The following is a 13,258-nucleotide window of genomic DNA, read 5'->3' as shown; positions in this document are numbered from 1 at the left end:
CGCTGTCAGTGCTCACCTATACGGTGGCGCCATGGCTGCCCGTACAAAATCCGCGAAGGACCGGCCGTCCTACCGCTGCACCGAGTGCGGCTGGACGACCGCCAAGTGGCTCGGCCGATGCCCCGAATGCCAGGCGTGGGGGACGGTCGAGGAGTTCGGCGGCGCCCCTGCCGTGCGGACGACGGCGGCCGGCCGCGTCAGCTCGGCCGCACTCCCCATCGGCCAGGTCGACAGCCGGCAGGCCACCGCCCGGCCGACCGGGGTCGACGAGCTGGACCGGGTGCTCGGCGGCGGGCTGGTCCCCGGCGCCGTGGTGCTGGTCGCGGGCGAGCCGGGCGTCGGCAAGTCGACGCTGCTGCTGGATGTGGCCGCCAAGTCCGCCAGCGACGAGCACCGCACCCTCTATGTCACCGCCGAGGAGTCCGCGAGCCAGGTGCGGCTGCGCGCCGACCGGATCCGGGCGATCAACGACCACCTCTACCTCGCCGCCGAGACCGACCTCTCCGCGGTCCTCGGCCATCTGGACGCGGTCAAGCCGTCCCTGCTCGTCCTCGACTCCGTGCAGACCGTCGCCTCGCCCGAGATCGAGGGCGCACCCGGCGGGATGGCGCAGGTCCGGGAGGTGGCCGGTGCGCTCATCCGCGCCTCCAAGGAGCGCGGCATGTCCACGCTGCTGGTCGGTCATGTCACCAAGGACGGCGCGATCGCCGGACCACGGCTGCTGGAGCACCTCGTCGATGTGGTGCTGTCCTTCGAGGGTGACCGGCATGCGCGCCTCCGGCTGGTCCGGGGCGTGAAGAACCGGTACGGGGCGACCGACGAGGTCGGCTGTTTCGAACTGCACGACGAGGGCATCACGGGCCTCGCCGACCCGTCCGGCCTCTTCCTCACCCGGCGCGACGAGCCCGTGCCGGGCACCTGTCTGACGGTCACGCTGGAGGGGCGGCGCCCGCTCGTCGCCGAAGTGCAGGCGCTGACGGTCGATTCGCAGATCCCCTCACCGCGGCGCACCACCTCCGGTCTGGAGACGTCCCGGGTCTCGATGATGCTGGCGGTTCTGGAGCAGCGCGGCCGGATCAGCGCACTCGGCAAGCGGGACATCTACAGCGCCACGGTCGGCGGCGTGAAGCTTTCCGAACCCGCCGCGGACCTTGCGATCGCGCTTGCGCTGGCCAGCGCGGCAAGCGACACACCGCTGCCCAAGAACCTGGTGGCGATCGGCGAGGTGGGCCTCGCGGGCGAGGTCAGAAGGGTCACGGGGGTGCAGCGGAGACTGGCCGAAGCACACCGTCTGGGCTTCACCCACGCGCTGGTCCCGACCGACCCGGGGAGGGTTCCATCCGGTATGAAGGTCACGGAAGTCGCCAACATGGGCGACGCGCTCAGAGTGCTCCCGCGCCGGTCTCGTACAGAGGCCCCACGGGAGGCCGACGCACGCCGGTAGACTTTGCCCTGGTCTCGCCCGTCCGTACGAACGGTATGAGGGACATAAGGGCACCGCAAACCTGTGACCGGAGGAGTGCAGTGGCAGCCAGCGACCGGGCAGCATCGCCCGGAAAGTCCGGCCAAGGCACCGGTAATGAGGCGCTGATGCGCGCCTCATTGAGCGCCGTCGCGCCCGGAATGGCCCTGCGGGACGGCCTGGAGCGCATCCTCCGTGGCAACACCGGCGGGCTGATCGTGCTCGGCATGGACAAGACCGTCGAGTCGATGTGCACCGGCGGCTTCGTGCTGGACGTGGAGTTCACCGCGACCCGGCTGCGCGAGCTGGCCAAGCTCGACGGGGCACTGATCCTCGACAAGGACATGACGAAGATCCTGCGGGCCGGCGTGCAGCTGGTCCCGGACGCCTCCATCCCCACCGAGGAGACCGGAACCCGCCACCGCACGGCTGACCGGGTCTCCAGGCAGTGCAACTTCCCGGTCGTCTCGGTCTCGCAGTCGATGCGTCTGATCGCGCTGTACGTGGACGGGGAGCGCCGGGTCCTGGAGGAGTCCGCCGCGATCCTCTCCCGTGCCAACCAGGCCCTCGCCACCCTGGAGCGATACAAGCTCCGCCTCGACGAGGTCGCGGGCACGCTCTCCGCGCTGGAGATCGAGGACCTGGTGACGGTGCGGGACGTGACGGCTGTCGCACAACGTCTGGAGATGGTCCGCCGGATCGCGACCGAAATCGCCGAATATGTGGTGGAACTGGGCACCGACGGCCGGCTTCTCTCCCTCCAGCTCGACGAGTTGATCGCGGGAGTCGAGCCGGAGCGAGAGCTGGTCGTGCGTGACTACGTGCCGGAGCCGACCGCCAAGCGGTCGCGTACGGTCGCGGAGGCGCTGACCGAGCTGGACGGGCTCTCCCACACCGAGCTGCTCGAACTCCCGCTGGTGGCACGGGCCCTGGGGTACAGCGGCTCACCCGAGACCCTCGACTCGGCGGTCTCGCCCCGCGGTTTCCGGTTGCTGGCGAAGGTGCCGCGGCTCCCCGGGGCGATCATCGACCGGCTGGTGGAGTACTTCGGCGGACTGCAGAAGCTGCTCGCGGCGAGCGTCGACGACCTTCAGACGGTGGACGGAGTCGGCGAGGCGCGGGCGCGGAGCGTGCGCGAGGGGCTGTCGCGACTGGCCGAGTCGTCGATTCTTGAGCGATACGTGTAGCGGTAGGCAGCTTGCGCGGAGCAGTACATGTCTCGGGGCCCGGTCGGTGGACCGGGCCCCGAAGTACGTTTCGGACCGCGATCGCGATCGCGGCAGTGCCCGTGAACCCGACAGTGGTCGCGCACCGGTCCGGAACCGCTCGCGCGGGCCCCGCTCAGTCCTTCGCGAGGACGAACGAGGCGCGCTGCACCGGCTCGCCGGGAGCCTTCGCCTCGACGAGATACGTACCGGCCCCCGCAGCCCCCGCGGGCGGCGTCGCGCACTGCGGGACGCTCTTCTTCCGGTCCCACTCCACGGTGTGAACGATGGTCGCGCCCGCCGGAACCTCCAGCAGCACACTGCCCGCATCGCGCGGGCAGTCCTTGGAGGACCACACCTCGTCATCGTCGCCACCGGCTTCGGTGATGGTCACCACCGCACTCTTCGGCCCGAAGTCGGCCTTGCAGGCGGTGGACGAGGTGTTCTTGGCGACCAGTTCGAACTTCGGGTTCTCGCCGGGGCTGTAGTTGAGCTTGGTGCGCAGGGTCAACTGCAGTACGGAGGATGTGCAGTCGGGGATCGAGGAGCCGGCCGGAACCTGCTGACCCTCGCTTCCGCCACCGGATGCGCTGCCGGAACCCGATCCGGATCCGGCATCGGTGCCGGAACCACCGTCGGCGGTGCCGTCGGAACCCGCGTCCGTGCCGCTGTCGCCGCCCCCACCGGAGTCGTCCGAATCGTCGCGCCCGCCCGGTTGTTGACTTATGGCCGGGCCGGAACTGGCGGGTCCCGGAGTGATCGAGTGTGCGGGGCCGGACCCGTTGGGCCGGGAGTCGTCCATGTTCCCCTTGCCGCCACCGGAAGTGACGACCCATGCGATCAGGAGCGCGAGCAGCACAATCAGCGTCGCCGCTACGGCCCTCCGTCGCCAATAGATGCTGGAGGGAAGCGGCCCGATCGGATTGCGCAGAGATCCCACGGCCCAAACTGTACGAGAGATCCGCGCCAACTCCCGCCCCACCCGCCGCTCGGATCCCCAAGTTTTGCGGATCATCATCATGCAGTGGCCTGTTCCGACCCCGACTTTCGTCAGGCGTACCCCCTGACGATCGCGCACCGTTACAACCCCGCCTCGTTGCCTACGGTCTGTCACAAGAAGAGTTCAACTCCCTTCTCTTTCCCGCACAGCGACATCACCGATTTCGCACACGGCACGTGCGCCCGGCGCGAATGCGGGAGCCCTGTCCCTGTCTCTGCTCGCGCCACTCCCGACAGCCGTCGCCCACGTCGCCGGTGAGCTTCTCAAGTCGGTCCTGGACTAGGAGCGTCCATACCGGTCGGTCGTTGCCGTGGCGGCCTCACCGGTGCCGTGCCCGCCGACGGGCCACTGGTCGGTTCCCGGCAACCACACTGCGACAGCCGACCCGACCGCCGTCGCTCTCGCGTTCGCCCGGCCGCGCCCGGCCTGGTGCACGGTGCCGTCGGCGCTGCTGATGGCGTTCCCGCGGGCTTTTGTCGGGGTCCGCCTCCCGCACGACGTGGCGGTGGCCCTGCTCGCGGGGGGATCGGTCGCGGCGTCGGTGATCGTCCCGCTGTCCCGCCCCGCGCGGTCGCTCACCCCGACGGCAAGGAACGGCCGGGTGCCCCTCGCGGTCCGGATACCGGGCCCTGGAGCGGATGGCCGAGCCCGCATCGAGCCCGGATGAAGACGCCGGCTGAGGCTCACTGTGGGGACAGACGGGTGGCATTATCACTCCATGGGCCCCCATGACGGGCGACACCCCCGTTGCCATGACCGTTGTCTGCCCTTCCATGCCAGGATCGGCTTGCGATGACTGCCATGACTGCGACACAGACGCCCCCCACATCCCTCCACGCTCCCGTCATCGGGTGGTTCGACCAGCACGCCCGCGATCTGCCCTGGCGCCGCCCCGAAGCGGGCGCCTGGGGTGTGATGGTGAGCGAGTTCATGCTGCAGCAGACCCCCGTCAGCCGGGTCCTCCCGGTGTACGAACAGTGGCTGGCCCGCTGGCCGCGCCCCGCCGATCTGGCCGCCGAGCCGCCCGGTGAAGCGGTCCGCGCCTGGGGCCGGCTCGGCTACCCGCGGCGAGCGCTGCGCCTGCACGGAGCCGCGCAGGCAATAACTGAACGACACGGCGGCGACGTACCGAGTGAGCACAGTCAGCTGCTCGCGCTGCCCGGGATCGGTGAGTACACGGCGGCGGCCGTGGCCTCGTTCGCGTACGGACAGCGGCATGCCGTACTCGACACGAACGTCCGCCGGGTGTTCGCCCGGGCCGCGACCGGCATTCAGTACCCGCCGAATGCGACCACCGCCGCCGAGCGGAAGCTCGCCCGCGCGCTCCTGCCCGACGAGGACGAACGGGCGGCCCGCTGGGCGGCCGCGACGATGGAGCTCGGAGCGCTGGTCTGCACCGCCAAGAACGAGGACTGCACGCGATGCCCGATCGCCACCCAGTGCGCCTGGCGGCTGGCCGGGAAGCCGGAACATCAGGGGCCCCCGCGCCGCGGTCAGGCCTATGCCGGTACCGACCGGCAGGTGCGCGGCCGGCTGCTCGCCGTGCTGCGCGAGGCGGTGGCCCCGGTTCCGCAGTCGGCGCTCGACGCCGTATGGGAGGAGCCGGCACAACGGGCCCGGGCGCTGGACGGCCTGGTGGCCGACGGCCTGGTCGAACCACTTCCGGGCGGTCAGTACCAGCTGCCGCTGGGCTAGGAGGCAAGAGGGCTCCCAGCCCGCTGTTACACAACCGATGGACAGCCGTGCGTCTGCGTATGGCTGCTCCGCACAGCGCCGTGACAACCGCTCCGTAACGTCTCCGACCGTCAGCTCACGCGACCTGTGGCTGGCAGAGGTCAGACGGGGATCTACGGGGACGGAGGCGGTTGGAATGGCGCATGGCGAGGTGCTCGAATTCGAAGAGTACGTACGCACCCGGCAGGAGGCCCTGCTGCGCAGTGCGCGCCGCCTGGTCCCCGACCCGGTGGACGCGCAGGACCTGCTGCAGACCGCCCTGGCCCGTACGTACGGCCGCTGGGACGGCATCGCCGACAAGTCCCTCGCCGACGCCTACCTGCGTCGCGTCATGATCAACACGCGTACGGAGTGGTGGCGGGCCCGCAAGCTGGAGGAGGTTCCCACCGAGCAGCTGCCCGACGCCAGCGTCGAGGACGGCACCGAGCAGCGTGCCGACCGTGCTCTGCTGATGGACGTCCTGAGCGTGCTGGCTCCCAAGCAGCGCAGCGTTGTGGTGCTGCGACACTGGGAGCAGATGAGCACGGAGGAGACGGCCGCGGCGCTCGGAATGTCGGCCGGTACGGTGAAGAGCACGCTGCACCGGGCGCTGGCGCGACTGCGCCAGGAGCTGGAGAGCCGCGAGGCGATGAGCAGGGAAGCCACGATCCGTGAGGCCCAGGGCAGCACGGCGGGCAACCGGGCTCCGGCCGCCGGTGCTCCGGGGCGTGCACGGGTACCGGCGCAGCTTCGCGGGCAGGCGGACCGGCGGCATGAGGAACGGGGGCGGGAGCGGTGCGCGGCCTGACAGGCAGAAGCAGGGCGACCGGCAGAGGCGGAGGCGGTCTCACCGGGTGGGCGGCGGGCAGCACGGCAATGGCCGGGCTCGCCGCCTTCGGGCTGCTCACGGTCAGCTGCTCCACCGGTGGCACGGGCACCCGCGACGAGGGACCGGCCGGCACGCAGCCGGTCGCCCAGGTCACACCGTCGGCCACCACACCGCCCACGGGGAAGTCCGTCCGGAGGGTCGATGCCGTCCAGCTGGTCAAGCAGGACCCCAAGGTGAGCGAGCGGGTCAGGACGGACCTGAAGCCCTGCACGGGGGACGAGTACCCGGTCGACGCCTCATACGGCACGCTGACCGGCGGCTCGTCGGCGGACGTCGTGGTGAATGTGATGACCTGCGGCGACTCGGTAGGGGTCGGCACCTATGTGTACAGGGCGCGGAGCAACGGCACGTACCAGAACGTCTTCACCACCGAGCAGCCCGCGGTCTACGGCACCATCGATCGGGGTGACCTGGTGGTGACGACGCAGGTGTACGAGAAGAAGGACGCGGTCGCATACCCGTCCGGCGACGAAGTGGTCACGTACCGGTGGGCCGGCAACCGGTTCAACGAGCACGACCGGGTGCACAACGACTTCAACAGAGCTGTCGGCAACGGGGAAGCGGAGTTCCCGGAGCCCGCCGAGCCGACGACGAACTGAGACCGCCGAACGACCGAGACCGGCGCGAACCAGCCGGCGAAGAGCCGCCAACCCGAGAAGCGAGAGCTGAGAGCAGTCGATGGCCGAGACCCACGTCCTGTTCGTCGAGGACGACGATGTCATTCGCGAGGCCACCCAGCTGGCGCTGGAGCGGGACGGATTCGTGGTCACCGCGATGCCCGACGGCCTCTCCGGCCTGGAGGCGTTCCGGGCCGACCGGCCGGACATCGCCCTGCTCGACGTGATGGTGCCGGGTCTGGACGGGGTCAGTCTGTGCCGGCGCATCCGGGACGAGTCGACGGTCCCGGTGATCATGCTGTCGGCCCGCGCCGACTCGATCGACGTGGTGCTCGGCCTGGAGGCCGGCGCCGACGACTACGTCACCAAGCCCTTCGACGGCGCCGTGCTGGTCGCCAGGATCCGCGCCGTGCTGCGCCGCTTCGGTCATGCGTCGGGCGGACAGCCGGGCGGTACGGAGACGGAGTCGCAGCCCGTCGGCGGGGTGCTGGTCTTCGGTGATCTGGAGGTCGACACCGAAGGCATGGAGGTGCGCAAGGGCGGCGAGCAGGTGGCGCTCACCCCGACCGAGATGCGGCTGCTGCTGGAGTTCTCGTCCGCGCCCGGCACGGTCCTCTCCCGCGACAAGCTGCTCGAACGGGTCTGGGACTACGGCTGGGGCGGCGACACCCGGGTCGTGGACGTCCATGTGCAGCGGCTTCGCACCAAGATCGGACAGGACAGGATCGAGACGGTCCGCGGCTTCGGCTACAAGCTCAAGGCATGATGCGGCCGGCTCTGCGGACAGGGGTCCGCTGGAAGATCAGCATCGCGATCGCGGCGGTCGGCGCGTTGATCGCGGTCGCGCTGAGCCTCGTCGTCCACAACGCCGCCCGCGTCTCGATGCTGGAGAACGCCCGTGAGGTCCAGCTGGAGCGGCTGACGTACGCGCAGTTGCTGTACGAGGCGACGAAGACGAAGAAGGCCGACCCCAAGTTCGGCGCCAAGCTCAACGACCCGACGATGCCGCAGAGCCTGCGCGCGGAGACCCGTAGGAACCGGCGCGCCACGCATGTCGACGAGTACGCGAACGGGGTGCCCGATGTGTGGGCGGCCGTGCCGCTGGCCAACGGTGACGTGCTGTCGCTGCACACCCGCTTCGCCAACCGCAGCGCCACGATCATGGGCGATCTCGACCGCGCGCTGATCATCGGCTCCGTCTCGGTGGTCTTCGGGGGCTGCGCGCTCGGTGTGCTGATCGGCGGCCAGCTGTCGCGCCGGCTGCGCAAGGCGGCAGCCGCGGCCGGGAAGGTCGCGCAGGGCAATACGGAGGTGCGGGTCAGGGACGCCATCGGCGGCGTCATCCGGGACGAGACCGACGACCTGGCCCGTGCGGTGGACGCCCTCACGGACGCGCTGAACGAACGGATCGAGGCGGAGCGCCGGGTCACCGCGGACATCGCGCACGAGCTGCGCACCCCCGTGACCGGGCTGCTGACGGCGGCCGAGCTGCTCCCGCCGGGCCGCCCCACCGAGCTCGTACGGGACCGGGCACAGGCGATGCGCACGCTCGTCGAGGACGTGCTGGAGGTGGCCAGGCTGGACAGTGCGTCGGAGCGGGCCGAGCTGCAGGAGATCGCGCTCGGCGAGTTCGTCAGCCGACGGGTCGCTCTGCTGGACCCGGACGTGCGGGTCCAGGTGGTGCACGAGTCGTGGGTCAACACCGATCCGCGCAGGCTGGAGCGCATTCTCGGCAATCTGCTGGGCAACGCGGCCAAGCACGGTTCCACTCCGGTGGAGGTCACGGTCGAGGGTCGGGTGGTGCGCGTCCGCGATCACGGGCCCGGTTTCCCGGAGGCGCTGCTGCGTGAGGGCCCGAGCAGGTTCCGTACCGGAAGCAGCGACCGCTCCGGACACGGGCACGGTCTGGGACTGACCATCGCCGCCGGTCAGGCCCGGGTCCTTGGCGCCCGGCTGACCTTCCGGAACGCGGCGCCGCAGGGCGCGGCGGAGGGGGCCGGCGGGGCGATCGCCGTGCTGTGGCTGCCGGAGCACGCCCCGACGAACACGGGCAGCTTCCCCGTCCTTCAGCTCGCCGAACAGCGCAGGGCAGCCAAGGCCGAACCGGGCGGCACAGACAGTCGGGGGGCGAACGCGGCGCCGGACGGCACACAGTTCGGCGGCTGAGGTGGGCTGAGCGCCTGAGCTGAGCCAGAAGACGGGCAAGGCCCCTGGGGTGCGCGAACCGCGCACCCCAGGGGCCTTGGCGTTGTTGCCGGGTCGGCCGGATCAGACGGTCTGGCCCTGCTTGGCGTCGGCAACGGCGTCCACGGGGGCTTCCCCGTCGGCCTCCGCCTTGGCCTCCGGGCCGGCTCCGCGCAGCGGCACCTCCTTGACGAACACCGCCGCCAACAGCGCGATCACGCCGACCGAAGCGCCGACCATGAAGGCGATGTGCGTCCCGGACGAGACTGCGAACTGGTACGCCTCACGCACCGGGTCCGGCAACTTCGCCAGGCTCGCCGCATCCAGCTGCGCGGACGTAGCGGTGGCCGCTCCGCCGCCGCGGGCCGCCATCTCGTCCTGCACCCGTCCGGTGAACAGCGCCCCCATGATCGCGACACCGAAGGAGCTGCCGAGCGTACGGAACAGGGTGGTCGCGGAGGAGGCGACGCCCATGTCCTTCAGCTCGACACTGTTCTGCGCGACGAGCATCGTGATCTGCATCAGGAAGCCCATGCCCGCGCCGAGCACCGCCATGTAGACGCCGGAGGTGAAGCGTGTGGTGTCGGTGTCCATCTGCGAGAGCAGAAACAGACCGGCCACCATCAGCACGGAGCCGATGATGGGGAAGATCTTGTACTTTCCGGTGCTGGTGGTGACCCGTCCGGCGATCAGCGAGACGATCATCATCGACAGCAGCATCGGCAGCAGCAGGAGCCCGGAGTTGGTCGCGGACGCGCCCTGGACGGACTGCTGGAACAGCGGCAGGAAGAGCACCGCGCCGAACATCACGAAGCCGGACATGAAGCCGACGAGGGACATCAGCGTGAAGTTGCGGTTACGGAAGATGTGGAGCGGAATGATCGGTTCTGCAGCCTTCGTCTCGACGAAGAGGAAGCCGACGAGGGAGACGACACCGATCGCGGCGAGCTCCATGATCACGGCGGAGTCCCAGGCGTACTCCGAACCGCCCCAGGTGGTGACCAGCACGATCGCGGTGATGCCGAGAGTCAGCAGCCCGGCACCGAGGTAGTCGACCTTCGCCTTGGTGCGCTCCTTGTTCGGCAGGTGCAGCACGGCGGTGACCATGGCGAGGGCGACCGCACCCAGCGGCAGGTTGATGTAGAAGCTCCAGCGCCAGCCGAGGTGGTCGGTGATGGTGCCGCCGACCAGCGGTCCGCCGATCATGGCGATCGCCATGACACCGGCCATCAGGCCCTGGTACTTGCCGCGCTCACGGGGCGGCACCAAGTCACCGATGATCGCCATGACGCCGACCATCAGGCCGCCCGCGCCGAGTCCCTGGATCGCCCGGAAACCGATCAGCTGGCCCATGTCCTGGGCCATGCCACTCAGTACGGAGCCGATCAGGAAGAGCACGATGGACGTGAGGAAGATGGCCTTGCGTCCGTACATGTCGCCGAGCTTGCCCCAGATGGGGGTGGAGGCGGCGGTGGCCAGGGTGTACGCGGTGACGACCCAGGACAGATGCTCCAGGCCGCCGAGGTCACCGACGATGGTCGGCATGGCGGTGCCGACGATCAGGTTGTCGAGCATGGCCAGCAGCATCGTGATCATCAGGGCGAGCATCACCACCCGGACGCTGCGCTGCCGCGGCCCGGGCGCGACGGCCGGCTCGTCGGCAGCCTTGTCGGCTGCTCTCCCGCCCGCCTTCCCGTCTGCCGCCTTCTTCAGGTCCGCCATGATCCCCAACTCCCTGATCCCCTGTACACCGGTCACTTACTTGCCGCCCGGCTAGTTGACTACACTGGGGACAGTAGAACCCGTAACTAGCCGGGCGTCAAGTAAGTTTTTGGGAGAGCACCATGGGCAGCACGCCGCAGCCACGCCGGGGCAACACGCGCCAGCGCATCCAGGACGTCGCCCTGGAGCTCTTCGCCGAGCAGGGTTACGAGAAGACCTCACTGCGCGAGATCTCCGAGAAGCTGGACGTCACCAAGGCGGCGCTGTACTACCACTTCAAGACGAAGGAAGACATCCTCGTCAGCATCTTCGACGACCTCAACCGGCCCGTCGAGAAGCTGATCGCCTGGGGCAAGGAGCAGCCGCGCACCCTGGAGACGAAGAAGGAGCTCCTGATCCGTTACAGCGACGCTCTGATCGGCGCCGCCCCGCTGTTCCGCTTCATGCAGGAGAACCAGGCGGCCATGCGCGACCTCAGCATCGGACAGACCTCGAAGAGCCGGTTCCTGGAGCTGCTCGACCTGCTCAAGGACCCCGACGCCCCACTCGCCGACCAGGTCCGCTGTGTCAGCGCGCTCTTCTCGATGCACGCCGGGATGTTCGTCCTCAAAGACGTCGACGGCGACATCGAGGACAAGCGCAAGGCCATCCTCGAAGTCGCCGTCGATCTGGTCACCCAAGCCCACAGCCCGGGCCCCGCGAAGTAGCGGGATCCCGGGCCGTGGCGGGTTCGTCCGGTCGGGTCAGACCGTGACGCCCTCCTTCTGCAGGAACATGACCGGGTTGACCGCGGAACCGTAGTTCGCGGTGGTCCGGATCTCGAAGTGCAGGTGCGGGCCGCTGGAGTTACCGGTGTTGCCCGAGAGTGCGATCTTCTCTCCGGTCTGCACGGCCTGGCCTATGCGCACGTCGATCTGCGACAGGTGGGCGTACTGCGAGTACATGCCGTTGCTGTGCTTGATCACGATGGCGTTGCCGTATGCGGGGCCGTCGCCGCCGCCGTTCGGGCCGGCCTTCACGACAACACCGCTGTGCGCGGCCTCGACCCTGGTGCCGATCGGCACGGCGAAGTCCTGGCCGGAGTGCTTGTGGGCCCAGCGCGAGCCGTCGTTGCCGAAGCTGGCGCTCAGCTGGTAGTGGCTGACCGGCGCCTCCCAGGAGGTCGCCAGGTTCGCGGCCTTCTTCGCGGCCTTCTTCGCCTCGGCAGCCTTCTTGGCCACCGCCTGCTTGGCGACCTGGGCCGCCTTGCCCTGCACGGTCGCCTGCTTGGCGACCGACTCGGCCGCGGCGGTACTGACCAGGCTCGCCGTGTCGGGGGCACTCGCCGCCGCACCGGCCGCGAACGCAGCGCCCGCACCGAGAACCATCGTCGTCCCCAGGCCGGCTGCCACCACGGCGCCACGAACACGGGACACGGACGGGCGGCGGGAGTGCTGGAACGTAGCGCGCTTCGACATATGCGGAGATCCTCCGGAGGTGAGTCGTCCCGGCTTGTCCGCCGGGCTGGCCATCCCTTGGTAACCCGGACTCCCGTCAATGCCCAAACACCCCATCTACGAACAAAAGCCGTAGCCGACGCCACGGGAACCCACTCCCGCAGACCCCGCGCCGCCCGCACCGCACCCCGCCGGATCTCTTCGGCTGGGCAGGTTTAACCCCAGTCCAAACCGACCTAAACGGACATTACCTAGCGTTCCAGGCATCCCTCACTGCCGCCCCGAAGGTCCCGGTCGCCCCCGGGGCAGAGGCCCCTCCCGCGATCACGGCCATGTCCCCTATGCCTGGTAGTAGGCCCCGAAAGGGCTGTGCGCCTTGTCACCCGCGGTGGGACCAAGGGCTGTCCGATTCGGGACCTTCGGCAGCAACCCGCCGACGCCGAGCCGACCCCGCCGCCCGGCCTGTCGGAGCCGACCCGGACCTTCAGCAGCTCCCGGAGACCGCTCGGTGCAGGTCTACGGGGGCTGACCTGCCCGATGTCGGGGGCCTGCGGGCGAAGCCGCTTCGGCGGCGAGGCCGTACGGCGCGGGCTCGGCCGGCCAACGCGCGGCGACGACGGGCGTCGGCGTCCGGCGCAGAACGGGGAGGAGGGCCGCCGGCAGAGCGAGGGTGTGTACGCAGAGCGGCGTGAGGCCCGTCCAGGCGCCGAGGCCGCCCCCTGAGACGTCGTGTGAGGCCCGGGACCCAGCCGGCTCACCTCCGCGTACATGGGGGCGCTGTCCAGCCCGTACGCGGGCACGTGTGAAAGCTTCACCTGGCACAGGCCGGGGAGGGAGGCGACCGGTGTCAGGACAGGAAGCGGTCGTCGGCGCCGCCAGGCCGCACGCCGCTCCAGGTCCTGCCCGGTCTCGATGTCGAGGTCGAGGTCGAGGACACCGATGTCCACGTCCTCGGCACCGACGGCCTTCGCATCACCCGCTGATCCCGAACCGCACAGGAAAAGGGGCTGCCCCGGAACCGTACGGAACG

General features: G+C 69.9%; 12 protein-coding genes. 9 read left to right on the top strand and 3 right to left on the bottom strand.

The features are described from left to right. The first annotated feature begins 31 nt into the window (after window positions 1-31). Both radA and disA read left to right on the top strand, forming a co-directional pair. The gene (gene radA / locus OHA03_RS16105) at window positions 32-1,444 is read left to right on the top strand and encodes a DNA repair protein RadA (RefSeq protein WP_267004537.1); all 1,413 of its coding nucleotides are present in this window, start codon (window positions 32-34) and stop codon (window positions 1,442-1,444) included. A gap of 80 nt (window positions 1,445-1,524) precedes the next feature. Next, window positions 1,525-2,649 carry a DNA integrity scanning diadenylate cyclase DisA gene (disA, locus tag OHA03_RS16100; protein WP_267004536.1) on the top strand — a complete coding sequence of 375 codons (1,125 nt, stop codon included), beginning with the start codon at window positions 1,525-1,527 and terminating at the stop codon, window positions 2,647-2,649. A gap of 154 nt (window positions 2,650-2,803) precedes the next feature. Here the strand turns inward: disA and OHA03_RS16095 are convergent, their stop codons facing one another. Continuing rightward, window positions 2,804-3,607, bottom strand: coding sequence for a hypothetical protein (locus OHA03_RS16095; RefSeq protein WP_267004535.1), 804 nt, complete (start codon window positions 3,605-3,607; stop codon window positions 2,804-2,806). 370 nt (window positions 3,608-3,977) lie between these two features. Here OHA03_RS16095 and OHA03_RS16090 point away from each other — a divergent pair, with 370 nt between their 5' ends. The 6 genes from OHA03_RS16090 to cseC all read left to right on the top strand — a co-directional run bounded on the left by OHA03_RS16090 (window position 3,978) and on the right by cseC (window position 9,052). Then, window positions 3,978-4,334 carry a hypothetical protein gene (locus OHA03_RS16090; protein WP_267004534.1) on the top strand — a complete coding sequence of 119 codons (357 nt, stop codon included), beginning with the start codon at window positions 3,978-3,980 and terminating at the stop codon, window positions 4,332-4,334. Window positions 4,335-4,459: 125 nt separating this feature from the next. Continuing rightward, on the top strand, window positions 4,460-5,362 hold the full coding sequence (locus OHA03_RS16085; protein ID WP_267004533.1) for an A/G-specific adenine glycosylase: 903 nt from the start codon (window positions 4,460-4,462) through the stop codon (window positions 5,360-5,362). Window positions 5,363-5,537: 175 nt separating this feature from the next. After that, entirely contained in the window at window positions 5,538-6,188 is a 651-nt protein-coding gene (locus OHA03_RS16080; protein ID WP_267004532.1) for a SigE family RNA polymerase sigma factor, read from the top strand. Between the two features lie 68 nt (window positions 6,189-6,256). Continuing rightward, window positions 6,257-6,868 (top strand): hypothetical protein, encoded by a 612-nt coding sequence (locus OHA03_RS16075; RefSeq protein WP_267004531.1) that lies wholly within the window; start codon window positions 6,257-6,259, stop codon window positions 6,866-6,868. Between the two features lie 79 nt (window positions 6,869-6,947). Next, the gene (gene cseB, locus OHA03_RS16070) at window positions 6,948-7,652 is read left to right on the top strand and encodes a two-component system response regulator CseB (protein WP_267004530.1); all 705 of its coding nucleotides are present in this window, start codon (window positions 6,948-6,950) and stop codon (window positions 7,650-7,652) included. Further along, a complete protein-coding gene (cseC, locus tag OHA03_RS16065; RefSeq protein WP_267004529.1) occupies window positions 7,649-9,052 on the top strand; it encodes a two-component system sensor histidine kinase CseC in 1,404 nt (467 codons plus the stop codon). The genes cseB and cseC overlap by 4 nt, the downstream gene beginning before the upstream one ends. 102 nt (window positions 9,053-9,154) lie before the next feature. Here cseC and OHA03_RS16060 read toward each other — a convergent pair whose 3' ends face one another. Then, the gene (locus OHA03_RS16060) at window positions 9,155-10,792 is read right to left on the bottom strand and encodes an MDR family MFS transporter (protein ID WP_267004528.1); all 1,638 of its coding nucleotides are present in this window, start codon (window positions 10,790-10,792) and stop codon (window positions 9,155-9,157) included. A 122-nt stretch (window positions 10,793-10,914) separates the two neighbouring features. Between OHA03_RS16060 and OHA03_RS16055 the strand changes: the two genes are divergently transcribed. Continuing rightward, window positions 10,915-11,499: a TetR/AcrR family transcriptional regulator gene (locus tag OHA03_RS16055; protein WP_267004527.1), complete on the top strand. Its 585-nt coding sequence runs from the start codon at window positions 10,915-10,917 to the stop codon at window positions 11,497-11,499. Between the two features lie 36 nt (window positions 11,500-11,535). Here the strand turns inward: OHA03_RS16055 and OHA03_RS16050 are convergent, their stop codons facing one another. Next, window positions 11,536-12,249, bottom strand: coding sequence for a M23 family metallopeptidase (locus OHA03_RS16050; RefSeq protein WP_267004526.1), 714 nt, complete (start codon window positions 12,247-12,249; stop codon window positions 11,536-11,538). Between the last annotated feature and the right edge of the window lie 1,009 nt (window positions 12,250-13,258).

The organism is Streptomyces sp. NBC_00154 (genome assembly GCF_026342835.1).
Taxonomy (GTDB): Bacteria; Actinomycetota; Actinomycetes; order Streptomycetales; family Streptomycetaceae; genus Streptomyces.
The sequence above is the reverse complement of the archived record's forward strand: the minus strand, read 5'-3'. Positions and strand labels throughout refer to the sequence as shown.

Bases quoted from the DNA above. Each gene is read 5' to 3' on its own strand.
- radA (WP_267004537.1), top strand. From the start codon at position 32: ATGGCTGCCCGTACAAAATCCGCGAAGGACCGGCCGTCCTACCGCTGC.
- OHA03_RS16085 (WP_267004533.1), top strand. From the start codon at position 4,460: ATGACTGCCATGACTGCGACACAGACGCCCCCCACATCCCTCCACGCT.
- OHA03_RS16080 (WP_267004532.1), top strand. From the start codon at position 5,538: ATGGCGCATGGCGAGGTGCTCGAATTCGAAGAGTACGTACGCACCCGG.
- OHA03_RS16075 (WP_267004531.1), top strand. From the start codon at position 6,257: ATGGCCGGGCTCGCCGCCTTCGGGCTGCTCACGGTCAGCTGCTCCACC.
- cseB (WP_267004530.1), top strand. From the start codon at position 6,948: ATGGCCGAGACCCACGTCCTGTTCGTCGAGGACGACGATGTCATTCGC.
- cseC (WP_267004529.1), top strand. From the start codon at position 7,649: ATGATGCGGCCGGCTCTGCGGACAGGGGTCCGCTGGAAGATCAGCATC.
- OHA03_RS16060 (WP_267004528.1), bottom strand. From the start codon at position 10,792: ATGGCGGACCTGAAGAAGGCGGCAGACGGGAAGGCGGGCGGGAGAGCA.
- OHA03_RS16055 (WP_267004527.1), top strand. From the start codon at position 10,915: ATGGGCAGCACGCCGCAGCCACGCCGGGGCAACACGCGCCAGCGCATC.
- OHA03_RS16050 (WP_267004526.1), bottom strand. From the start codon at position 12,249: ATGTCGAAGCGCGCTACGTTCCAGCACTCCCGCCGCCCGTCCGTGTCC.